A 21,252-nucleotide genomic window follows, 5' to 3' on the forward strand; every position below is an offset into this window, starting at 1 on the left:
GTGTTTCTAGGCGCACTGGCATCATGACAGCCAAGCCCCGCACGCTTTACGAGAAGATCTGGGACGCCCACGTCGTCGAACGCCAGGACGACGGCACCTGCCTGATCTATATCGACCGCCACCTCGTCCACGAAGTCACCAGCCCGCAGGCCTTCGAAGCCCTGCGCGTATCGGGCCGCAAGGTACGCCGCCCGGACCTGACGCTGGCCGTGCCGGACCACAACCTGCCCACCACCCCGCGCAAGGACGCAGCCGGCAACCGCCTGCCGATCGCCGATCAGGAAAGCGCCCAGCAGCTGGCCGCGCTTGAGCGCAACGCACCCGATTTCGGCATCCGCTACATCGGCGCGACCGATCTTGAGCAGGGCATCGTCCACGTCGTCGGCCCGGAACAGGGCTTCTCGCTCCCCGGCGCGACGATTGTCTGCGGTGACAGCCACACCAGCTGCCACGGCGGCCTTGGCGCACTGGCTTTCGGCATCGGCACCAGCGAGGTGGAGCACGTGCTCGCCACGCAGACGCTGCTGCTCAAGCAGTCGAAGACCATGGAAGTGCGCGTCGAAGGCCAGCTTGGCCCCGGCGTCACGCCCAAGGACCTGGTGCTGCACATCATCGGCGTGATCGGCACCGCGGGCGGCACCGGCCATGTCATCGAATTCCGCGGCCCGGTGTTCGAACAGATGAGCATCGAAGGCCGCCTGACGGTGTGCAACATGTCGATCGAAGGCGGCGCGCGCGCCGGCCTTGTCGCCCCCGATGACAAGACCTTCGCCTACCTGAAGGGCCGCCCCCTCGCGCCGACCGGCGATGACTGGGACAAGGCGGTGGCCTGGTGGAAGAGCCTTGCCACCGATCCCGGCGCCAGCTTCGACAAGTCGGTGGTGATCAACTCCGCCGATGTGCAGCCCACCGTGACCTGGGGCACCAGCCCGGAAGACACCGTTGCCATCGGCGGCGTGGTCCCCGCGCCGGAAAGCTTTGCCGATCCGTCCAAGCAGGATGCTGCGCGCAAGAGCCTGGAATACATGGGCCTCCAGCCCGGCCAGCGCATGGACGAGGTGGAAGTGCAGAACGTGTTCATCGGTTCGTGCACCAACAGCCGTATCGAAGACCTGCGCGCCGCCGCCGCCGTGGTGAAGGGCCGCAAGAAGGCAGACAACGTGCGCTGGGCGATCGTCGTTCCCGGTTCGGGCCTGGTCAAGCAGCAGGCCGAGGCCGAAGGGCTAGACAAGGTGTTCACCGAAGCCGGCCTCGAATGGCGCGAGCCGGGCTGTTCGGCCTGCCTTGCCATGAACCCCGACAAGGTTCCTGCGGGCGAACGCTGCGCCTCTACCTCCAACCGCAACTTCGTCGGCCGACAGGGTCCGGGTGCCCGCACCCACCTCGTCAGCCCGGCGATGGCAGCGGCAGCGGCGGTAACCGGCAAGCTGACCGACGTACGCCAGCTCGGCTGATCGACAGGTGCTGTCCTACAGGGCAGCATTCTGTCATCCATGGGCAATGAACGAACGGACGGACGGTTTTTTATCTTCCCCGCGACCAATTGCCCGGATTGCGGGTGCAAAGCCGCAGAAATCAGGGGTTCCAGATAGCGAACACGAGGTTTACACCGTGTCAACCTTGTAAACCTCAACTCCGGCCTCTCGGCTCTTGCCAGCCAGCCGTGCCAGCGACATAGAACGGATATGACGGATATGACCGACACACCCGAAAAGCCCGCCAAGGGCAGCGCCAAGATCTCCACCGGGGCAGCGGCCATCGCCGGTGCCGCCATCGGTTCGGCCGCGCTTGCCGCTGCGCTGCTCTATGCCAATTCGCGCCGCAAGACGAAGAAGCCAACCGAAGACCCGATCCGTCCCGAAGACGCGCCGGAGACCGACTGATGGAACCGATCAACCACGTTGAGGGCAAGGCCTATCCCTTCGGGCGCAAGAACGTCGATACCGACGTCGTCATTCCCGCGCACTGGCTGAAGACCATCACCCGCGACGGGCTGGGCAAGGGCTGTTTCGAAACGGTCAAGGCCGAACCCGGCAACGTGTTCGAGGATCCGGCCTACAAGGGCGCGCCGATCCTGATCGCGGGCGACAATTTCGGCTGCGGTTCCAGCCGCGAACACGCCGCCTGGGCCCTCTTGGACATGGGCATCACCGCAGTGATCGCCCCCAGCTTTTCCGACATCTTTTCGGGCAATGCCTTCAAGAACGGTATCCTGACCGTGGTCCTGCCGCAGGAGCAGGTGGACCGCCTGCTGGAAGTGGCGAAGACCGATCCCATCGCCATCGATCTTGAAAGCCAGACGGTGACCACGCCGTTCCAGGATCGCTTCACCTTCGAAATCGACCCGTTCCGCAAGCATTGCCTGCTCAACGGCCTCGATGAAGTGGGCCTCACCCTTACCCGGCAGGATGCCATCGCCGGTTACGAGGCGAAGGCGCGCGAAAGCCTGCCCTTCCTCGCGCGGGGCATCGCGGCAGCGGCCTGACGCGCGGGGGTATTGAATGCAATCGCCATGCGGCCTATCGGCCAAAGGCAAGTCGTCTTAAGCTAAGGACTCCAGTTCACCATGACCGATTTCAATGATCGCGAACGCGCCGAGGAAGCCCATTTCGCGCATGACGAGGAAATGAGCTTCCGCATCGTCGCCCGTCGCAACCGGCTGCTCGGCAACTGGGCGGCAGAGCGCATGGGCCTTTCCGCGGCAGAGACCGAAAGCTACGCCAAGGCAGTCGTCCAGGCCGATTTCGAGGAAGCCGGCGATGAAGACGTCATCCGCAAGCTGCTGGGCGACATGACCGCCGCCGGACTCGACGTGTCCGAGGCCGAAGTGCGCGAAGCTCTTGAAGCCAAGGCTGTCGAAGCCCGCCGCGCCCTGATGGGCGAGGCCTGAGGGAACGCCGCCATGGGCATGGCCGCCGCCGATATCGAAGCGATGATCAAGGCGGCCCTGCCCGATGCGGTGGTCGAAATTACCGACCTTGCCGGTGACAACGATCACTACGCCGCGCGGGTTACCAGCGCGGCATTCGTGGGCAAGACCCGCGTGGCCCAGCACAAGCTGGTTTACGATGCGCTGGGCGGCCGCATGGGCGGCGTGCTCCACGCCTTGCAACTGACCACTGCCGTTCCCAGTTAGGGTCCAGCAGAAAATCCAGCCAAAGGTTCGCCGACCGCATGTCCGATTCCCAGTCCCGCATCGCCGAAATCGTCCAGTCCAACGACGTTGTCCTGTTCATGAAGGGCACGCCGCTGTTCCCGCAGTGCGGCTTTTCCAGCCGCGCCGTGGCGATCCTCGAACACCTTGGCGTCCCTTACGAGAGCGTCGACGTGCTGCAGGACATGGAAATCCGCCAGGGCATCAAGCAGTTTTCCGACTGGCCGACGATCCCCCAGCTCTACCTGAAGGGCGAGTTCCTGGGCGGCAGCGACATCATGATGGAAATGTACGAAGCCGGCGAACTGCAGCAGGCCATGGCCGACGCGGGCCTTTCGCCCAACGCCTGAACCGGGCCGCTTCGCGCTTCACCCGATTGCGCCGCACAGACCGCACAAAAAGGAAGCCCGCGAGGTGGGACTCGCGGGCTATCTTCGGGGACGGGATGCTCGGGGAGGCAAGGGGCCGCGGAGACCGGGGGGTTAGGTGCGGCCCCCGCCTCTTACGAGACTGCTTTGGGGTATCCAACCTAATGCAGACACCGTGCCAAATCCCGATTTCCCTCTGATTTCCGCCATTCCTGATTTTCCCGGACCCCGTCAGACATTGCCGATTGTAAATTTTCCCGACAAATCCGCCGCCCTCCAACCCTTGCCAGCAAGGCCGGATGCGGCAAGGGTTGCAGCATGACCTCCGGCCCCGCCTTCCCCACCGCCATCCCGGCGGCCACTGTCATCGTCTTCCGCCACGGCGCCAATGGCGCCCCGGCAGAGCTGCTGATGCTCGAACGGTCCGGGGAGATGCGCTTTGCCGGCGGGGCGGCCGTGTTTCCCGGCGGGCGTGTCGATGAGGCCGACCGCGAACTCGCTGCAACGCTCGACCATGGGCTGGACCTGCACGATGCGGCAGCGCGCGTCGCAGGCATCCGCGAGACGCTGGAGGAATCGGGCCTTGCCCTCGGCATCAAAGGCCGCATCGGCGCGTCGGAAGCAGCCGATGCGCGGCGCATGCTGCATGATGTGGGCAGCCTCGCCCCCGTGCTGGAGCGGTTCGGCTGGCAGCCGGACCTTGCCGCCCTGCATCCCTGGGCACGCTGGTGCCCCAATTGGGAGCGCGCCTTCGACACCCGCTTCTACCTTGCCGATCTGGGCACCGGTGCAGTCGAAGTGGCGGCGGACGATACCGAACACACCCACCTGTTCTGGGCGAGCGCCGCCGAAGCGCTGGCCATGGCGGCGCGCGGCGAGATCAGCGTGATCTTCCCCACTCGCCGCAACCTTGAGCGGCTGGCCCTGTGCGACACCTTCGATGCGGCGCGCAGCTATGCCGCCCGCTTCCCGATCCGCACGATCTCACCCGCCCGGCGCGAGATCGAAGGCCAGATGCACCTCACGATCCCGGATGACCTTGGCTATCCCGTAACCAGCGAGGCCATGACCACCGTACAGCGGGGCTAGCCAGCGGCGTGGGCCGCGATATGCTCAGGGCCATGCAGCGCATCCTCCTGACCCTCGCCATCGCGGCAATCCCACTCCCCGCCCTTGCCCAGCCCGGCCCGCAAGCGATGGTCGAGCAGGTGCTGGCCGAAGCCGGCCCCGGCACGCGCTGGGGCATGGTGGTGGTGGACGAGCAGGGACGCGAAGTGGTGGCGATCGCGCCAGAGGGCCGCTTCATCCCGGCATCGAACACCAAGCTGTTCACCACGGCGGCGGCGTTCTGGAAGCTGCCCGCGCTCGACCAGCCCGACCAGCCTGGCGGCGCAAGCGTGTGGCTCGTCCCGGGCAAGGGCAAGGTGCCGTCGGTCGAACTCGTCGGGCGCGGCGATGCGCGCCTCTCCTCGGCGGACGACTGCAAGGCCGCCTGCCTGTCGCAGCTGGCAGACGCCATCGCCGCGAAGACCCGCAAGGTGCACGACATCACCGGCGACGACACCCGCCTCGTCGACCAGCGCTGGAGCCCGGGGATGAGCTGGAACAACATCCCGACCCGTTCGGGAACCGCCACTTCGGCCCTGACGCTCGACGATAACGAGGCGAAGGTCGTCGTGACCCCCGGCGCGGAGGGTGCCCCGCCGACCGTCGCCCTGCCCGCCTACCTCACGCCGGACATCCGCGCCCGCACCGTTGCGTCCGGGCCGTCCGCGCTTTCGGTCGACCGCCTGCCCGGCAGTCGGCGAGTGCAGGTCTGGGGCACCATCGCCGCCGGCGCGCCCAGGGTGGTGACGCTCGGCATCGACGATCCGGCGGACTATGCCGCCTGGAAGCTGGGCGAAATGCTCAAGGCTCGCGGTGTGAAAGTAACGGGAACGACCCGCGCCCGCCACCGCATCGATCCGCAGGCAATGGCCATCGAAGACCGGCCGCCGCCGCTGGCAACGGTGCTGCCGCCGCCGCTCTTCGAAGACCTCACCCGCATCAACAAGGAAAGCCAGAACCTGCATACCGAACTGTTGCTGCGTCGCGTCGGCATGGCAGTCAGCGGGTTGCCGCAGGACGCCTCGGTCGAAGGCGGGCAGAAGGTAGTCAGCGCCATGCTGAAGGAAGCGGGCCTCAAGCCGCACCAGTTCACCTTCGCCGATGGCTCGGGCATGTCCACCTACAACCGTGTGGCACCGCGCGGCGTGGTCGGCTTCCTGCGCTGGACCCAGTCGCAGCCTTGGGGCGCGCAGTTCCGCCAGACCTTGCCGATCGGCGGCACCGATGGAACCCTGGTCGCCCGCTTCAAGGCAACGCTGCTGGAGGGCCGCATCTTCGCCAAGACCGGCACGCTCAACGCCACCAACGCCCTTGCCGGGTTCCTCACGACGAAAAGCGGGAAGACCTATACCTTCGCTGCCTATGCCAACGACGTTCCCGAAGGCGTGATGGCCACCCGCACCATGGACAAGGCGCTGATCCTGCTGGCGGAGACACAATAGCCGCATTTACGGGTCGTTTAACGAGGTCGGGGAATTGTTGCGGATTGGCCACGCTTCGCGGCAGCATGAAGCCGGGACGCTGAATTCAAGCCGAAATCCTTGCCTGCGCAAGCTTTCCGTTCTTTATTGCCGCCATGCCCGTCGGGAAGGGCTTTTGATTCCTACAGGGGGACTACATGCGCAAGAATCCGCTCGCCGTGGCGCTCGTCACTGGCACTGCCCTTTTCACCATCGCCGGCCTGCCAACCGCAGCCCTTGCCCAGTCGGGAAGCTCTGCCGAGTCCGCCGATGAAGGGGAAAGCAAGGCGATCATCGTAACCGGATCGCGCATCAAGCAGGACCCGGCGAAAAGCGCGCTGCCGCTGGAAATCGTCACGCCGGACGATCTCAGCCGCGAAAGCATCAGCAGCCCGGAACAGTTCATTTCCTACCTTGCCGCCAACGGCAACGGAGCGGACAACCTTGCTTCGAACTCCGACGTCGTCACCGGCGCCGCACGCGGCACCAATGGCCTTTCATCGGCCAATCTGCGCGGACAGGGCGCATCATCGACGCTCGTCCTGCTCAATGGTCGCCGCGTTGCCGCGCACGGTCTTTCGGGTTCGGCGGTTGACGTAAACCAGATCCCCTTCGCCGCTATCGAGCGTATCGAAGTGCTGAAGGACGGCGCCTCGGCCATCTACGGCACCGATGCCATCGGCGGCGTGATCAACTACATCACCAAGAAGAACTTCACCGGTGTGAGCGCCTCCGGTTTTGTCGACATCACCGAAGCCGGCGATGCCCCGATCTATCGTCTTTCGGGCACGGTCGGATATGGCAAGCTCGACGAGCAGGGCTTCAACATCATGGGGGCCGTCAGCAAGAGCTGGAACGGCGCGCTGTTCGGCAAGGACCGCGACTTCGTGAATGGCAACCAGCCCACTCGCGGCCTGTCGATCGACACGCGCGGCGCTCCGATTGCCACCGTGTTCCCGATCAACCCGACTGCGGCGGGGATCGGCATCACCCAGGGCGGAACCTTGTTTGGTTCGGCCAGCCAGTGCACCACTGGCACGGCACCAAACTGCACCGTCTTCAACCCCGCCTTCTTGGGTAATGCCCCGGGCTTCGTCATCCCCGGCACCACGACGGCGGCCACGGGCGGCGTGAACATCCTTGACCTGCCCGGCGCTGCCGGTTGCGGTTCGATGGACGGTGGCATGCCCTACGATCAGGTGCTGTGGAACACGCCGGGAGCCGCGCTGGCCTGCGCGTGGGACACGGGTCGCGCCGCTACGCTGCAGCAGCCCATCGACACGCTGACCTGGTATGGCCGTGCGACTGCACGCCTTGGCGAACATGAACTCTATGCCGAGGTAACGGGATCGAAGGCCCATTCGAGCAAGATCTTCTCAAACAACCAGTACAGTTCCAACAACACTTCGATGCCGATTGCCTATCCGCTCAATTCGTTGACGGCATCGACCTACAATTCCGTCTACAACCAGCTCGTCGCCGTGCTTCCCGGCATTGCCGTCAATTACGGCAAGCCGATCATGTTCCGCTGGCGCTGCGACGCTTGCGGACCGCGCCAGTACGAAACCGACACCAAGACCTTCCGCGCCGCCATGGGCATCGAAGGCCCGATTGCGGACAAGTGGGAATACCGTGTCGGCGGCTCCTATGCGACCAGCCAGGCGACTTCGGTCCTCGGCTCAGGCTATCATTACCGCGGCGTCTTCGCGAGCAATGCGGCTGCTGTCGCATCGGGCACGGGTGCGACACTCGCCGGCCAGGTCGATACACGCGCACCGACCGCGCCGGGCGCATCGGCCCCCGGCATTGTCGGCCTGTTCAACAGCGGCATCCTGAATCCCTTCTCGATCATCCAGACCCCGCAGGCCATGGCCGCTCTCGACGCAGTCTCGGCAAAGGGCACCAAGCTGTATGGCGGCAAGTACGAAATCTGGCAGGCCGACGCCTCGGTGTCGGGCGACCTGTTCGAACTGCCGGGCGGCACGGTCAAGATCGCCGTGGGTGTCGACTACCGTCGCGAAAGCTACAAGTTCGATGGCTCTGCCGCCGGTGCGCTGAGCTCGCCGGACATCTTCAACGTGGCCTTCGACAACGTGAACCAGCTCAGCAAGGTCACGCGTGAGGTCAAGGCGGCCTATGCCGAAGTGCTGGTGCCCGTCATCGACACGTTCGAACTGACCGGCGCGATCCGCATCGACGATTACAGTGGCTTCGGATCGACGGTGAACCCCAAGTTCACTGCCAAGTTCCAGCCGTTCGACTGGATCATGGCCCGCGCCTCCTATGGCACCGGCTTCCGCGTGCCGACCTTCAACCAGATCTTCAACGGCGTTACCCGCTCGCCCAACCCGGGCAGCTCGCTGACCGATCCCACCACCTGCCCCGCAGGCGGTACGGTCAACGTGACACCGGGCTGTGCCGCGATCACGCCGGAATCGGACAGCGGCGGCAACCTGAACCTCGGGCCGGAAACGTCCGAGCAGTACAGCGCCGGCATCGTGCTTCGCCCGACTTCGCGGATCACGCTTTCGGCAGACTACTGGAACATCGCCGTGGACAACGTGATCGGTTCGATCACCATTCCGCAGCTGTTTGCCAACATCGCCTCGTTCCCGGAACGCATCACCCGCACCAACGGCGTGATCACCCTGATTGACCTGCGCACCGGCAACTTCGGTTCGCGCCGGACCAGCGGCATCGACTTTATGGCCCGTGCCAGCGTCGATGCCCTGCAGGGCACCTTCTCGGCCGGCTTCGATGGAACGCTGCTGCTGACCAAGAAGGAAAAGCTGCTGCCGAACCTGGCCTACACCAACCTGCGCGGGGTGTTCTCGCTGTCGGGCGACCTGGGCCTGAAGTGGAAGCACAATGCCTATATCGGCTACAGCAAGGACGATTTCACGGTCACCTTCTCGCAGATCTACCGCGGCGGTTACCAGAATTTCGGCCTGCCGAACTCGCTCACCGGCCCGAACCTCAGCGCCAACCGGCCTGACTACAACGCGCGGGTGAAGCCGTACCACATCTACAACATGTCGATGTCGCAGATGATTGCGGAACGCTTCAAGATCACCCTTGGCGTGAAGAACATCTTCAACACCGATCCGCCGTTCGCCATCACCTATGACAGCAACACCGGATCGGGCAGCTCGTGGGAGCCGCGCGTTGCCGATCCGCGCGGACGTTCGTTCACGCTGCAGGCAGAAGTGAAGTTCTAATCCGGGGGAAGGATCGGACAGGACAAGGGCCGTCGGGGGAAACCCCGGCGGCCTTTTGCCATGGGATCGATGGTGAACGTTTGGCGCGCCCGGCAGGAGTCGAACCTGCGGCCTCGAGATTAGAAGTCACGTGCTCTATCCAGCTGAGCTACGGGCGCGCGCCGGCTTCCCATAGTCGGGGTTTGACGCGCAGGCAAACCCCGCTAGGCATGCAACATGAGTGAAACCCTCTCCCGCATCGACGGCAACGCCGGCGCGCGCCGCCATTTCCGGTATTTCGACTATGTCATGGCGGCCTTCGTCGCGATCCTGCTGCTGTCGAACCTGATCGGGGCAAGCAAGCTTGCGACCCTGGGAGGATACACGTTCGGCGCAGGGATCCTGTTTTTCCCGCTGTCCTACGTGATCGGCGATGTGCTGACGGAAGTCTATGGCTATGCCAATGCCCGCCGCTGCGTGTGGATGGGCTTTGGCGCGCTGCTGTTCATGGCCTTCATGAGCTATGTCGTCGTCGCCATGCCTGCCGCCGACGGGTGGGACGGACAGGCGGCTTATGAAAGCGTGTTCGGCAGCACCTGGCGCATCGTCGCGGCATCGGTGCTTGCGTTCTGGGCGGGGGAATTCGTCAACAGCTTCGTCCTCGCGCGGATGAAGGTGTGGACCGGCGGCAAGCACCTGTGGAGCCGCACCATCGGATCGACCTTTTTCGGGCAGGCGGTGGACAGCCTGATCTTCTACCCCGTGGCCTTCCTCGGCATCTGGAGCACCGATCGGGTCCTGACCGTGATGGTGACCAACTGGCTGCTGAAGGTGTTGTGGGAAGCGCTGCTGACGCCGGTGACCTATGCGGTAGTCGGCTGGTTCAAGGCGCGCGAGGGCGTGGACGTGTTCGACGAAGGCACCGACTTCTCGCCCTTCGCCAAGGCCGATGCGGTCTAGGCCCCGCTGGGTCTGACCAGACGGGGCCTCACCGCGATCCACCTCAATCGGCGATGAGGCCGATGGCGAGGTAGATCAGGATCAGCGATCCAAAGCCGAGCAGCGTACCGACGACCCAGCCCACCCGGATCAGGGTGACATCCCAGCCGAAATAGTCGGCCATGCCGGCAGAGACGCCCATCAGCTTTCCGCGCGACTTGTTGAGGCGAAAACCGGCGGGACTGCCATTGCGGTTGCGGTCAAGCGAAGTCATGCGAGGGCTCCTACATAGGCGGTGGCAAGGTTCACGTCGCTGCTCGTGGAAGGCAAGCTGACGGTGTTGGTGAACAGCACGAGCGAGAGCATCAGGGCGGTGCCGGCGGCGGCGAAGCGGCTGGTGAGAGAGTTGAACAGGGGCATTTCAGGTTCCTTTGCGAATGTTGGGGTGGGGTTTCCACCGATGCCAGACACTTTGCAGGAGCCGTGCCAAATCGCGAAAACCGCAGAATTGCGCCATTTACGTTTGGTGTTACAATTGGTCACGGATGTGAATTGCCGATGAATGGCAATTTTTCCCACTATTCAGGAACCGTGATTTTCGTGGCGCGCACCTGTTACGAGCGATAGGGCTGCGGCAGCCGCCATGACGCTCGACCGCCTGCTCCTCAACGCCTTTCGCAACCATGCCGAAACCCGGATCGAGGGCACGCGCCATTTCAACCTGCTGGTGGGCGAAAACGGTGCCGGCAAGACCAACGTCCTGGAGGCGATATCGCTCCTCGCCCCGGGCCGCGGGCTGCGACGGGCTGCCCTGCCTGACATGGCCGGGAAAGATTGTGGCGGGGGTTTTGCCATCAGCGCCGATCTTGCGGCAAAGGCAGGCCCGGTGCGGATCGGCACGGGCACCAGTGCGGATCGCCCGACCCGCCGCCTGGTGCAGGTGGAAGGGGCGGATGCCACGGCCAATTCGCTTTCCGAATGGCTCTCCATCGGCTGGCTGACTCCTGCGATGGACCGCCTGTTCGCCGAAGGCCCCTCAGCCCGCCGCCGCTTCCTTGACCGTCTGGTGCTGGCGCTCGAACCCGGTCATGCCCGCAACGCTGCACGGCTCGACAATGCCCTGCGCGAGCGCAACCGGCTGCTGTCTGCCGAGGCGGAGCCCGACCCGGCATGGTTTGCCGCGCTGGAGAGCCAGATCGCCGCCAGCGGTGCGCTCGTCGCCCAGGCCAGGGCGCGGCTGGTCGACCGGCTGGGCAAGGCACTCGCGGCCCTGCCCGATGCGCCCTTTGCCCGGCCTGCCCTCTCTTACCAACCCGGAGGCCCGCTCGAAGAACAGGCCCTTGCTGCCGCCCTGTCGGAAGGCCGCCGTCGCGACCGCGCCGCGCAGCGCACGCTGACCGGGCCGCACCGCGACGAACTGGGCGTCACGATGACGGGCAAGGACCAGCCCGCCGCCGATTGTTCGACCGGAGAGCAGAAGGCGATGCTGATTGCCATCACCCTTGCCCATGCCGGCCTGCTCGATCCCGACAGGCCCGGCGTGCTGCTGCTCGATGAAGTTGCCGCCCACCTCGATCCGCTGCGGCGCGAAGCGCTGTTCGATCGCCTGCGCGCCGGTTCGGCACAGGTCTGGCTGACCGGGACCGAGATTGCACCTTTCGCGGCCATTGCCAGCGAAGCAGCCGTTTGGCGGGTTGCCGGCGGCGCTGTCGAGCGGACGGGCTGATCCGCTACTTCACCGCTTCGCCAACGGTGCCCGCGGTGCGCTTGACGATCTCCTCCACGCCCTTGGCATTGGGGTGGATATTGTCTGCCTGCACCAGCTCCGGTTTGCCAACCAGGCCATCGAGGAAGAAGGGCACCAGCGTGGCGCCGTGCTTCTTTGCCAGTTCGGGATAGATCGGTTCGAACTGCTTGCGGAAATCCGCCCCCAGGTTCGGCGGGGCGAGCATGCCCATAAGCACCACCTTCACCCCCCGCTTCGTCGCTTCGGCCAGCATGGCGTCGATGTTCTTGCGCGTTTCCGCCGGAGAAATGCCGCGCAGGATATCATTCCCGCCGAATTCGACGATCACCAGGTCGGGCTTGGGATTCTGGGCATCGAGCACGAAGGCAAAGCGCTGCGCCCCGGCGGCCGAGGTATCGCCGGACACCCCCGCATTCGTGACCCTTGCGTTGATGCCCTTCGCCCGCAATGCCGCCTCGAGCCGTGTCGGATAGGCTTCGTTGGCGGTCAGGCCATAGCCGGCGAACAGGCTGTCTCCCACGGCAAGGATGCGGCGCTCCGGCCCCATGATCGGCGGCAGGTCTGCCTCTGCCGCAGACATGCGCGTCGGCTCTGGCGCGGGGGCATCGCCTTTGCAGGCGGACAAGAGGATAACAGCTGCGATGCTTGTGACAAACCTGTACATTTTCCCTCCTTGCGGGCCTGCCCATAGCTATGCCATCGCAGCGCCGTGACAAGTCCCCCCCTTGCCGTTTCCGCGCGCGCCCTCACCCTCACCCTCGGATCGGTGGAGATCCTGAAGGGCATCGATCTTGCCGTTCCCCAGGGTGAAACGCTTGCCCTGCTTGGACCATCGGGTTCGGGCAAAAGCTCGCTGATGTCGGTTCTCTCGGGCCTTGAGCGCGCCGGCGGTGGCCAGCTTACCGTCGCCGGACAGGATTTCACCGCGCTTGACGAAGACGGTCTGGCACTCGCCCGGCGGGGACGGATCGGGGTTGTCCTGCAGGCCTTCCACCTTTTGCCGACCATGACCGCGCAGGAAAACGTCGCGACGCCGCTCGAACTGATGAGGGCCAGCGATGCCTGGCAGCGCGCGGCAGAGGAACTGGCGGCGGTCGGCCTCGGCCACCGGCTTGACCATTATCCCGCGCAACTTTCCGGCGGCGAGCAGCAGCGCGTGGCAATTGCCCGCGCCATCGCGCCGCGACCGACTCTGATTTTCGCTGACGAACCGACCGGCAACCTCGATGCCGCGACCGGTGCTTCGATCATCGAACTGCTTTTCAGTCGCCGCGCCGAAACTGGGGCCACGCTGATCATCATCTCTCACGACGAGCACTTGGCCGAGCGCTGTGAACGCGTGGTCACCATCGGCGACGGGCGCATCGTCAACGATACCGGCAAGCGGTGAGCGCAGCCCTTCCCCTCGCGACCGCCTGGCGGATCGCCCGGCGTGACCTTTCCGCCCGGTTCAAGGGACTGCGGCTGCTGCTGGTCTGCCTGTTCCTGGGGGTCGGCGCGCTGGCGGCAATCGGTACGCTGACCAAGGCAATCGAGCGCGAATTGCAAACCCGCGGCCAGCTTATCCTGGGCGGCGATCTGCAGGTCGCCGTGTGGCAACGCGTGCCGGGCGATGCGGAAATGGCCGCCCTGCGCCAGCTTGGCCGGGTCTCGTCCGGCACGCGCCTGCAAGCCATGGTCAGCGCGGGCGACGCTGTTGCGCCGGTCGAACTGAAAGCCATCGACGCCAACTGGCCGCTCTATGGCCGGCTCACCCTGAAGGACGGTCGCAAGGTCGGCCAGCCGGATGCCGGCACGGCATGGATCGGCGAAGGCGTTGCTGCGCGCCTTGGCGTGGACAAGGGCGGCACGATCGCCATCGGCCCGCTGCGCCTGACGGTTGCAGGGATCATCGCGGACGAGCCGGACCGGCTTGGCGAGGGCATGGGCTTTGCCCCGCCTGTCATCGTGCGCGAGGATGTGCCCTATGCCGCCGGGCTGATCCAGCCGGGCGCCATGTATCGCAGCAAGGTGCGCGTGGCCTTTGACCAACCGCGCGAGACCGAACCGGTGGTAGAGAGCCTGCGCCGCCAGTTCCCCTCCGCCGGGTTCGACCTGCGCACCCGAGACCGCGCTTCGCCGGGGACCGAGCGCTTCATTGACCGGCTGGGCGAATTCCTCGTCCTCGTCGGCCTCGCGGCGCTCACCATCGCCGGCATCGGCATCGGCGGCGGCGTCGGCTCGTGGCTCGACAGCAAGCGTGGCTCGATTGCGGCGCTCAAGGTTCTGGGTGCCACAAGCAGCGACATCGCGCGGATCACCCTGATGCAAGTCATGGCCGTTGCCCTGCTAGGCACGCTGGCAGGGCTGGCGGCTGGCGTGATGGTCACGCCGCTGCTCACCAATGCGTTGCGGGGACTGCTGCCGGTGCCGGAGGGCTTCCCGATCGAGCCGCTCGCCCTGCTGCGTGCCGCGCTGTACGGGTTGCTGGTGGCGCTGGTGTTCACCGCCGTTCCGCTCGCCCGGGCACGCGCATTTCCAGCCATGGCCCTGCTGCGCGCGCGCGTATCGCCGCTGGGCCGCGAGTGGCGACGTGCGGCATGGCCCGTGGGCATCGGGCTGGCCCTGATCGTTGCGACTGCCATGCTGAGCGCCGCTCAGCCCATGGTGACTGCCCTGTTCCTTGCCGGTTCGGCGGCACTGCTCGGCCTGCTTGGCCTGCTGGGCTGGGCAGTCCGCCGCCTGGTCGCCCGGCTGCCGCGTCCGGCAAACCCCTTGCTGCGGACAGCCCTTGCCAACCTCCACCGGCCCGGTGCGCAAACCGGCGCGCTGGTGACCGCGCTGGGCTTCGGTCTTTCCGCCTTCGTCCTGCTGGCGGCGATATCGTCCAGCCTTGATGCGAACATTTCTGCCCGCGTACCGCAGCAGGCACCGGACTATTTCGTGCTCGACGTACCGAAGGACCGGCTCGGCCAGTTTACGCAGACCGTCCACCAGTTTGCACCGCAGGCCGAAGTGCGCACCGTGCCGGCGCTGCGCGGTGCCGTGCTTGCCTATGGCCAGCCGGGCAACATGGTCCGCATCGCCGATCTCAAGCAGCTTCCCGAAGGCGCAGGGCCACTGCGCGGCGAACGGGGGCTGACCTATTCGGATACCGTGCCCGAGGGCAACACGCTGGTCAGCGGCGAATGGTGGCCCAAGGACTATGCCGGGCCGCCGCTCGTATCCATCGATGCCGAGATTGCCGAGGCGGCAGGCCTGAAAGTGGGAGACAAGCTGGCGGTCAGCGTGCTGGGCGTCGAACGCGAAGTGACCATCGCCAGCCTGCGGCGGATCGACTGGGCGACGATGGGCTTCAACTATTTCCTCGTCTTCTCGCCCAATGCCCTGCGCGATGCCCCGCACAATTTCGCCGCCACGGTTGACGTTCCGCAAGCATCCCCGCCGGCAGAGCTTCTGCGCCAGCTTGCCCGCGCCTTCCCGTCCAGTTCGGTGATCGAAACCGGCCCGATGCTGCGTCAGGCGCGCGACCTGCTTTCGCAGATGAGCCTGGCGATCCTTGCGGCTGCATCGGTGGCAGTTCTGGCGGGCATTGCCGTGCTGCTGGGCGCAATCGCGGCAGCACGCGCCGCCCGGACCTATGACAGCGTGATCCTGCGCGTCCTGGGTGCAAGCCGCCGGCAATTGCTGCTGGTCCAGCTTGGGGAATACGGGCTGCTGGCGGCCCTGCTTGGCGTGGTTGCCCTGGTCCTTGGCACGGGGGTGAGCTGGCTGGTGATCGTCCAGATGTTCGAGTTCGAGTGGCTGCCGGACTGGCTGGAAGTGCTCGGCGTGCTGGGAGCCGGCCTGCTCCTCGTCCTGGCCTTTGCCCTGGCGGCATCGATGCCGGTGCTGCGCACCCGGCCTTCGCAGGCGCTACGCGAGCTGTGATTCGAAAACCCCTCCCCCCGGCAGCGGGGAGAGGGGTTTCCTGTCATTCGGGAATGAGCGTTATTCGAAAACCGAAGCGCTGCTCGGATCGAGCGGATCGGGGCCGTATTTGTTCGGGCCCTTGGTTCCCGGAAGGCACATGACGACCAGGAAGGCGAGCTGGGCAAGGGTGCCGATCAGCGGGATCAGGCCAAGCAGGACCACCCCGAGATAGATCCAGCCGGTATAGTTCTGGTCATGCAGGCGACGCACAGTCACTGCGATCGAGGGGATGATCGAGCCGAGGCCCCAGACCACGATGATGGCAATGCCGATCCAGCTGAGCGTACCCATTTCAGCGAAGGGATCGGCACCCGTCTGTTCGGCAGTGGCGAGGTTTTCCATGCTGGGCATGCCGCCGAAGATCAGCGCAAGGCAGACCACGCTGACGATGACGCTGAGCAGCGTGAACATCCAGTATTCCATGCGGCGCGAACGGCCCGAGAAGTCGGCGTAGCGCTTGTAAGGCAGAAGCATCCATTCCATCGCAAATACCCCCTATCCAGCGGCTCCAGGCCACGATGGCAGGAAGCCACCACAAAAACAGACGCTTGGCAAACGAAAAGGGGGGCCGTGAAGCCCCCCTTCCCTTGTCCTGTATCGTATTGGCGCGTCAGAAACGGAAGCGCACCGATCCGCCCCAGGTGCGCGGCTCGCTCGGGTAGCCCGAGATCGAACCCGACTGCGCGGGCGAATCGAAGATCTGCAGGATCGAGCGGTTGTCGGTGAGGTTGCGGCCCCACAGCGACAGTTCCAGCCCGTTCTGCATGGCATAGGTGATCGAGGCGTTCACCTGGTTCACGTCCTGCTTGAAGTCGCGGCCGATCTGCAGCGCGGTCGAGACATCGGTGATGACCCCGGCCGAGTTCTTCACGACAAAGCCGGGCAGGCCTTCAACCAGCTTGAACAGCGCCTCATAGTGATAGTCGCCGCGCAGGATCAGGCGATCCCCGTTGCCCAGTTCCTTGTTCCATTCCGCGCCGATCGTCATCGACAGCGGGGAAACGCCGCCGGGACGGGTGCCGGTAAGGTCACCGAAGGCCGAAAGGGCAAAGCTGTCATACTTGGCGTCGAGGTAGGTCATCGCCAGGTTGACGGTGAACTCCGGAGTCGGCTTCACCATGCCTTCGAATTCGATACCGAAGGCCGACTGCTTGCCCGCATTGGCGAGGAAGAAGCCCGTGCCGGTGAAGATGTTCGACTGGAAGCCCGCGATCGACTGCTTGAACACGGCGACGTTGGCCGAGGCGACGCCCCAGTTGCCCTTGAGGCCGAATTCATAGACCGTCGAGCTTTCCGGACCGGCAAAGCGGCTGCCCGAAGACAGGTTGACGACGGCAGCGCCCGCCGTCTTCAGCGCAGCGAGATCAGCCGGGCTCGGGCGGCTGTCGCGCGAGAGGTTGATCGAGCTGGCCTTATAGCCGGTGGCATAGCTGATGTAGGCGTTGAGGTTGTCGTTCAGTTCATAGGCCAGACGTGCCGTCCAGTTCCAGTCGCCGTCCGAATACTTGCCGGTTTCCACGGCGTTCGGCACGTTCATGAAGGGCGGCAGGAACTGCAGCGGCTTCAGGCCATTGAGCGGGTTGAACGCTGCATTGTTCTTCAACGCTTCGGCCTGAGCGGCTGCCGTTACCGGGTTCACGCCCTGCGCAACCAGCCCGCCAAGGATCAGCTGCCGGCGGAATTCCGCATAGACCGGCGAATCGAAGTTCACCGACGAGAAGGCATCGCTGGAAACGACGTTGGTGCTGAAGGTCTTGCTGTCATGCGTGTAGTTCGCACCGCCGGTCAGCGTCAGGCGGTCTGCCAGCTTGAATTCCACCTGCCCGAAGATCGAGTAGCTCTCGTTCTTCATCTTGTAGGCTTCGTTCAGGCCCGTGCCCTGCGCGAAGAAGCGGTTCTGGTACTTCGTGGCCAGTGCCGGGTTGGAAAATGCCACGGCTTCCGATCCGCCGAAGGTGTTTTCCATCAGCGTAACGTTCAGCGCATTGCTGCTCGCGCCGCGAATGAGCTGATCGGCATAGGGCCGTGCCTGGGCGCCCCAGAAGATATCGTTCTTCTGGTCCACCTTCTCGTTGAAGTAGAAACCGCCCAGCATGAGGTTCACCGGGCCGTCCCAATCGGTGTTGAGGCGCAGTTCCTGCGTGAAGGTATCAAGCTTCAGGTCCTGCCAGTTGCGACCGATCAGGTCGGCGCTGGAGAAGTCCGAATCCTGGTTGGTCAGCGAACCGGTACGGCGATAGGCCGTGATCGAGGTGAGCTTGAGGAAGCCCATCGAGTAATCGATCTGGCCCGAAAGGCCCCAGTTCTCGATCTTGTTGGTCGAATCGACGTTGTTGTAGGTGACATCGGCGAAGGGATTGGCCGGATCGCTCAGCTTGCCGCCAAGGCCCAGGATGACCGACGATGCGGCCGAGCGGCGCAGGTTGATGACGGCGCAGCAGGTTTCGTCGATCTTGCCGTAATCACCGATCAGGCGGACGGAGAAATCGTTCGACGGTTCGAACAGCACCTGGCCGCGAACGAACCAGCGGTTGCGCTCGTTGATGTCGGCGCCAGTGGCCCCGTCCTTCACGTAACCGTCGCGGCGGTTGTAGCCGCCGGCCAGGCTGGCGGCGATCGTCTCGCTGATCGGGCCCGTCACCACGCCCTTGACGACGAGCGCGTTGAAGTTGCCGTAGCTGGCTTCAACGTTGCCGCCCAGTTCGAAGCGGGGCTTGCGCGTGGTCATCGAAATGACGCCGGCCGATGCGTTCTTGCCGAACAGGGTCGACTGCGGGCCGCGGAGAACTTCGACGCGCTGGATATCCGGAAGGTCGGCAATCATCGAGGCCGAACGCGAGCGATAGACGCCATCGACGAACAGACCGACCGAAGGTTCGATGCCGGCGTTGTTGGCGCCGTTGCCGAAGCCGCGGATGTAGAAGTTGGTATTGGCCGAGCTCTGCAGCTGGTTGACGCGCAGCGAGGGCACGACGCTGGACAGGTCGCGGATGTCGCGGATCTGGGCGCGTTCGATGGTTTCGGCCGTGGTCACCGAAACGGCGACGGGAACGTCTTGCAGGGTCTGCTCGCGCTTGGTGGCGGTAACGACGATCTCGTTGCCATAACCGGCAGTTTCCTCGGCAGGCGGCGCGGCCTGCGCTTCTTCCTCTGCGACCTGTACCTCGGCGGCGTAAGCCAGCGAGGGCAGCGCCATCGAAGCCGCTGCAACGGTGCCGAGCAGCACGAAGCGAGTCGTGATTTTCATGCAGGATCGTCCTCTCTTATTGGAGCTGACGCTACGGCAAAGCCGCCGAGACGCCCCTTCCCCGGTTATTCTAAACGAAAGCTTAGGATTTCCGGCCTTGCCGCGCAATCACCCATCACACTGGTCGCAAACGAAACCGAACCCTGTTGCAGCAATGGCACAGGCGCGCGCCTTGCCCTGAAGCCTGCCATAGTCTAGGGGGCCGGCCATGTTGCGGCGCAGCAAGCGCCCTGTTCCAGTCCCCGAAAGTCTCTCATGTCCGCAAACCAGCGCAATATCGCGATCATCGCCCACGTCGACCACGGCAAGACCACGCTTGTCGACCAGCTGTTCCGCCAGTCCGGCACCTTCCGCGACAACCAGCGCGTCGAAGAGCGCGCGATGGATTCGAACGACCTCGAAAAGGAGCGCGGCATCACCATCCTGGCGAAGCCGACTTCGATCGAATGGAACGGCATCCGCATCAACATCGTCGACACCCCCGGCCACGCCGACTTCGGCGGCGAAGTGGAGCGCATCCTCAGCATGGTCGACGGCGTGATCCTGCTGGTCGACAGTTCGGAAGGCGCCATGCCGCAGACCAAGTTCGTCACCGGCAAGGCGCTCGCGCTGGGCCTTCGCCCGATCGTCGTGGTCAACAAGGTCGACCGCCCTGACGAGCGCATCCAGGAAGTGCTGGACGAAGTGTTCGACCTGTTCGTCAGCCTCGATGCCACCGACGAACAGCTCGATTTTCCCGTGCTCTACGCTTCGGGCCGCAACGGCTATGCCAGCGAAGACCCCTCGCGCCGCGAAGGCACGCTTGAGCCGATGTTCCAGAAGATCGTCGATCACGTGCCGCCGCCGAACCTCGATCCGGATGCGCCGTTCAGCTTCCTCGTGACGCTGCTCGATCGCGACAACTTCCTCGGCCGCGTGCTGACCGGCCGCGTCCAGTCGGGCACGGTCAAGGTCAATCAGCCGATCCACGCGCTTGATGCCGATGGCAAGGTGATCGAAACCGGCCGCGCTTCCAAGCTGATGGCCTTCCGCGGGCTCGACCGCGTTCCGGTGGACGAAGCCAAGGCCGGTGACATCATCAGCCTTGCCGGCCTGACCGTGGCAACCGTGTCGAACACCATCGCCGACACCTCGGTCAGCGTGCCGATCAAGGCCCAGCCGATCGATCCGCCGACCCTGTCGATGCGCTTTGCCGTGAACGACAGCCCGATGGCGGGCCGCGAAGGCGACAAGGTGACCAGCCGCATGATCCGCGACCGCCTGATGCGCGAGGCGGAATCGAACGTCGCCATCAAGGTCACCGAGAGCGCCGACAAGGACAGCTTCGAAGTGGCGGGCCGCGGCGAACTTCAGCTGGGCGTGCTGATCGAAACGATGCGCCGCGAGGGCTTTGAACTCGGCATCAGCCGCCCGCGCGTGCTGTTCGGCGAAGACGAGGCGGGCAACCGCACCGAGCCTTACGAAACCGTCGTGATCGACGTGGACGATGAATTCTCGGGCACGGTCATTGACAAGATGAACCTGCGCAAGGCGGAAATGACCGACATGCGCCCCTCGGGCGGCGGCAAGACCCGCATCACCTTCTCTGCCCCGTCGCGCGGCCTGATCGGCTATCACGGCGAGTTCCTTTCGGACACCCGCGGCACCGGCATCATGAACCGCCTGTTCGAGAAGTACGGCCCCCACAAGGGCCCGATCGAAGGCCGTAAGAACGGCGTGCTGATCTCCAACGGCACCGGCGAGGCCGTGGCCTATGCGCTTGGCCCGCTTGAAGAACGCGGCATCCTGTTCGTCGGCGTCGGCACTCCGCTGTACGAAGGCATGATCATCGGCGAAAACGCCAAGCCGGAAGACCTTGAGGTCAACCCGATGAAGTCCAAGCAGCTGACGAACTTCCGCTCGTCAGGCAAGGACGATGCGATCCGCCTGACCCCGCCGAAGATCATGACGCTGGAACAGGCCATCGCCTACATCGATGACGATGAAATGGTGGAAGTGACGCCCAAGTCCGTCCGCCTGCGCAAGGCGATCCTCGATCCGCACGAGCGCAAGAAGGCCAGCCGCAAGAAGGAAGCGGCCTGA

Annotated in this window: 19 protein-coding genes and 1 tRNA gene; 14 read left to right on the forward strand and 6 right to left on the reverse strand. The window is 64.9% G+C overall.

Translation table 11 applies throughout. The features are described 5' to 3' along the window. The first annotated feature begins 23 nt into the window (after positions 1 to 23). The 9 genes from leuC (at position 24) to C0V78_RS05260 (ending at position 9,307) form a co-directional block, all read left to right on the forward strand. Positions 24 to 1,454 (forward strand): 3-isopropylmalate dehydratase large subunit, encoded by a 1,431-nt coding sequence (gene leuC / locus C0V78_RS05220; RefSeq protein WP_101796747.1) that lies wholly within the window; start codon positions 24 to 26, stop codon positions 1,452 to 1,454. A gap of 231 nt (positions 1,455 to 1,685) precedes the next feature. Then, positions 1,686 to 1,883: a hypothetical protein gene (locus tag C0V78_RS05225; protein ID WP_254049827.1), complete on the forward strand. Its 198-nt coding sequence runs from the start codon at positions 1,686 to 1,688 to the stop codon at positions 1,881 to 1,883. After that, entirely contained in the window at positions 1,883 to 2,485 is a 603-nt protein-coding gene (gene leuD, locus C0V78_RS05230; protein ID WP_101796748.1) for a 3-isopropylmalate dehydratase small subunit, read from the forward strand. The genes C0V78_RS05225 and leuD overlap by 1 nt, the downstream gene beginning before the upstream one ends. Positions 2,486 to 2,566: 81 nt before the next feature. Next, a complete protein-coding gene (locus C0V78_RS05235; RefSeq protein WP_101796749.1) occupies positions 2,567 to 2,890 on the forward strand; it encodes a DUF1476 domain-containing protein in 324 nt (107 codons plus the stop codon). Positions 2,891 to 2,902: 12 nt separating this feature from the next. After that, positions 2,903 to 3,136, forward strand: a complete 234-nt coding sequence (locus C0V78_RS05240; protein WP_101796750.1) for a BolA family protein — start codon at positions 2,903 to 2,905, stop codon at positions 3,134 to 3,136. A gap of 38 nt (positions 3,137 to 3,174) precedes the next feature. Continuing rightward, positions 3,175 to 3,504: a Grx4 family monothiol glutaredoxin gene (gene grxD / locus C0V78_RS05245; protein WP_101796751.1), complete on the forward strand. Its 330-nt coding sequence runs from the start codon at positions 3,175 to 3,177 to the stop codon at positions 3,502 to 3,504. 336 nt (positions 3,505 to 3,840) lie between these two features. Continuing rightward, positions 3,841 to 4,611 carry an NUDIX domain-containing protein gene (locus C0V78_RS05250; protein WP_101796752.1) on the forward strand — a complete coding sequence of 257 codons (771 nt, stop codon included), beginning with the start codon at positions 3,841 to 3,843 and terminating at the stop codon, positions 4,609 to 4,611. Positions 4,612 to 4,643: 32 nt separating this feature from the next. Next, on the forward strand, positions 4,644 to 6,071 hold the full coding sequence (gene dacB, locus C0V78_RS05255) for a D-alanyl-D-alanine carboxypeptidase/D-alanyl-D-alanine-endopeptidase (RefSeq protein WP_254049828.1): 1,428 nt from the start codon (positions 4,644 to 4,646) through the stop codon (positions 6,069 to 6,071). A 176-nt stretch (positions 6,072 to 6,247) separates the two neighbouring features. After that, positions 6,248 to 9,307 carry a TonB-dependent receptor domain-containing protein gene (locus C0V78_RS05260; protein WP_101796754.1) on the forward strand — a complete coding sequence of 1,020 codons (3,060 nt, stop codon included), beginning with the start codon at positions 6,248 to 6,250 and terminating at the stop codon, positions 9,305 to 9,307. A gap of 81 nt (positions 9,308 to 9,388) precedes the next feature. On the opposite strand, the gene C0V78_RS05265 is transcribed toward C0V78_RS05260, so the two are convergent. Beyond that, positions 9,389 to 9,465 (reverse strand) — tRNA-Arg (locus tag C0V78_RS05265). A 58-nt stretch (positions 9,466 to 9,523) separates the two neighbouring features. Here C0V78_RS05265 and C0V78_RS05270 point away from each other — a divergent pair. Further along, positions 9,524 to 10,246, forward strand: a complete 723-nt coding sequence (locus C0V78_RS05270; protein ID WP_101796755.1) for a queuosine precursor transporter — start codon at positions 9,524 to 9,526, stop codon at positions 10,244 to 10,246. 43 nt (positions 10,247 to 10,289) lie between these two features. Here the strand turns inward: C0V78_RS05270 and C0V78_RS05275 are convergent, their stop codons facing one another. Both C0V78_RS05275 and C0V78_RS14880 read right to left on the reverse strand, forming a co-directional pair. Further along, on the reverse strand, positions 10,290 to 10,499 hold the full coding sequence (locus C0V78_RS05275) for a PspC domain-containing protein (RefSeq protein ID WP_101796756.1): 210 nt from the start codon (positions 10,497 to 10,499) through the stop codon (positions 10,290 to 10,292). Further along, positions 10,496 to 10,645 carry a hypothetical protein gene (locus tag C0V78_RS14880; protein WP_158241472.1) on the reverse strand — a complete coding sequence of 50 codons (150 nt, stop codon included), beginning with the start codon at positions 10,643 to 10,645 and terminating at the stop codon, positions 10,496 to 10,498. Before C0V78_RS14880 ends, C0V78_RS05275 begins: the two co-directional genes overlap by 4 nt. 223 nt (positions 10,646 to 10,868) lie before the next feature. Between C0V78_RS14880 and recF the strand changes: the two genes are divergently transcribed. After that, positions 10,869 to 11,951, forward strand: coding sequence for a DNA replication/repair protein RecF (gene recF / locus C0V78_RS05280; protein ID WP_101796757.1), 1,083 nt, complete (start codon positions 10,869 to 10,871; stop codon positions 11,949 to 11,951). Positions 11,952 to 11,955: 4 nt separating this feature from the next. On the opposite strand, the gene C0V78_RS05285 is transcribed toward recF, so the two are convergent. Next, positions 11,956 to 12,552 carry an arylesterase gene (locus tag C0V78_RS05285; protein WP_254049829.1) on the reverse strand — a complete coding sequence of 199 codons (597 nt, stop codon included), beginning with the start codon at positions 12,550 to 12,552 and terminating at the stop codon, positions 11,956 to 11,958. 129 nt (positions 12,553 to 12,681) lie between these two features. On the opposite strand from C0V78_RS05285, the gene C0V78_RS05290 reads away from it, so the two are divergent. Together C0V78_RS05290 and C0V78_RS05295 are read left to right on the forward strand one after the other, a co-directional pair. Next, a complete protein-coding gene (locus C0V78_RS05290; RefSeq protein WP_101796759.1) occupies positions 12,682 to 13,362 on the forward strand; it encodes an ABC transporter ATP-binding protein in 681 nt (226 codons plus the stop codon). Further along, on the forward strand, positions 13,359 to 15,881 hold the full coding sequence (locus C0V78_RS05295) for an ABC transporter permease (RefSeq protein ID WP_101796760.1): 2,523 nt from the start codon (positions 13,359 to 13,361) through the stop codon (positions 15,879 to 15,881). Before C0V78_RS05290 ends, C0V78_RS05295 begins: the two co-directional genes overlap by 4 nt. Positions 15,882 to 15,941: 60 nt before the next feature. On the opposite strand, the gene C0V78_RS05300 is transcribed toward C0V78_RS05295, so the two are convergent. After that, the gene (locus tag C0V78_RS05300; protein WP_101796761.1) at positions 15,942 to 16,406 is read right to left on the reverse strand and encodes a DUF805 domain-containing protein; all 465 of its coding nucleotides are present in this window, start codon (positions 16,404 to 16,406) and stop codon (positions 15,942 to 15,944) included. Between the two features lie 127 nt (positions 16,407 to 16,533). Next, a complete protein-coding gene (locus C0V78_RS05305; RefSeq protein WP_101796762.1) occupies positions 16,534 to 19,170 on the reverse strand; it encodes a TonB-dependent receptor in 2,637 nt (878 codons plus the stop codon). Between the two features lie 255 nt (positions 19,171 to 19,425). On the opposite strand from C0V78_RS05305, the gene typA reads away from it, so the two are divergent. Next, complete coding sequence (gene typA / locus C0V78_RS05310) at positions 19,426 to 21,252, forward strand: translational GTPase TypA (protein ID WP_101796763.1); 1,827 nt, start codon at positions 19,426 to 19,428, stop codon at positions 21,250 to 21,252.

Source organism: Novosphingobium sp. TH158, assembly GCF_002855555.1.
Taxonomy (GTDB): Bacteria; Pseudomonadota; Alphaproteobacteria; order Sphingomonadales; family Sphingomonadaceae; genus Novosphingobium.

Excerpts from the sequence above, each read along its gene's own strand:
- leuC (WP_101796747.1), top strand. The coding sequence starts at position 24 with ATGACAGCCAAGCCCCGCACGCTTTACGAGAAGATCTGGGACGCCCAC.
- C0V78_RS05225 (WP_254049827.1), top strand. The coding sequence starts at position 1,686 with ATGACGGATATGACCGACACACCCGAAAAGCCCGCCAAGGGCAGCGCC.
- leuD (WP_101796748.1), top strand. The coding sequence starts at position 1,883 with ATGGAACCGATCAACCACGTTGAGGGCAAGGCCTATCCCTTCGGGCGC.
- C0V78_RS05235 (WP_101796749.1), top strand. The coding sequence starts at position 2,567 with ATGACCGATTTCAATGATCGCGAACGCGCCGAGGAAGCCCATTTCGCG.
- C0V78_RS05240 (WP_101796750.1), top strand. The coding sequence starts at position 2,903 with ATGGGCATGGCCGCCGCCGATATCGAAGCGATGATCAAGGCGGCCCTG.
- grxD (WP_101796751.1), top strand. The coding sequence starts at position 3,175 with ATGTCCGATTCCCAGTCCCGCATCGCCGAAATCGTCCAGTCCAACGAC.
- C0V78_RS05250 (WP_101796752.1), top strand. The coding sequence starts at position 3,841 with ATGACCTCCGGCCCCGCCTTCCCCACCGCCATCCCGGCGGCCACTGTC.
- dacB (WP_254049828.1), top strand. The coding sequence starts at position 4,644 with ATGCAGCGCATCCTCCTGACCCTCGCCATCGCGGCAATCCCACTCCCC.
- C0V78_RS05260 (WP_101796754.1), top strand. The coding sequence starts at position 6,248 with ATGCGCAAGAATCCGCTCGCCGTGGCGCTCGTCACTGGCACTGCCCTT.
- C0V78_RS05270 (WP_101796755.1), top strand. The coding sequence starts at position 9,524 with ATGAGTGAAACCCTCTCCCGCATCGACGGCAACGCCGGCGCGCGCCGC.
- C0V78_RS05275 (WP_101796756.1), bottom strand. The coding sequence starts at position 10,499 with ATGACTTCGCTTGACCGCAACCGCAATGGCAGTCCCGCCGGTTTTCGC.
- C0V78_RS14880 (WP_158241472.1), bottom strand. The coding sequence starts at position 10,645 with ATGCCCCTGTTCAACTCTCTCACCAGCCGCTTCGCCGCCGCCGGCACC.
- recF (WP_101796757.1), top strand. The coding sequence starts at position 10,869 with ATGACGCTCGACCGCCTGCTCCTCAACGCCTTTCGCAACCATGCCGAA.
- C0V78_RS05285 (WP_254049829.1), bottom strand. The coding sequence starts at position 12,552 with ATGTCTGCGGCAGAGGCAGACCTGCCGCCGATCATGGGGCCGGAGCGC.
- C0V78_RS05300 (WP_101796761.1), bottom strand. The coding sequence starts at position 16,406 with ATGGAATGGATGCTTCTGCCTTACAAGCGCTACGCCGACTTCTCGGGC.
- C0V78_RS05305 (WP_101796762.1), bottom strand. The coding sequence starts at position 19,170 with ATGAAAATCACGACTCGCTTCGTGCTGCTCGGCACCGTTGCAGCGGCT.
- typA (WP_101796763.1), top strand. The coding sequence starts at position 19,426 with ATGTCCGCAAACCAGCGCAATATCGCGATCATCGCCCACGTCGACCAC.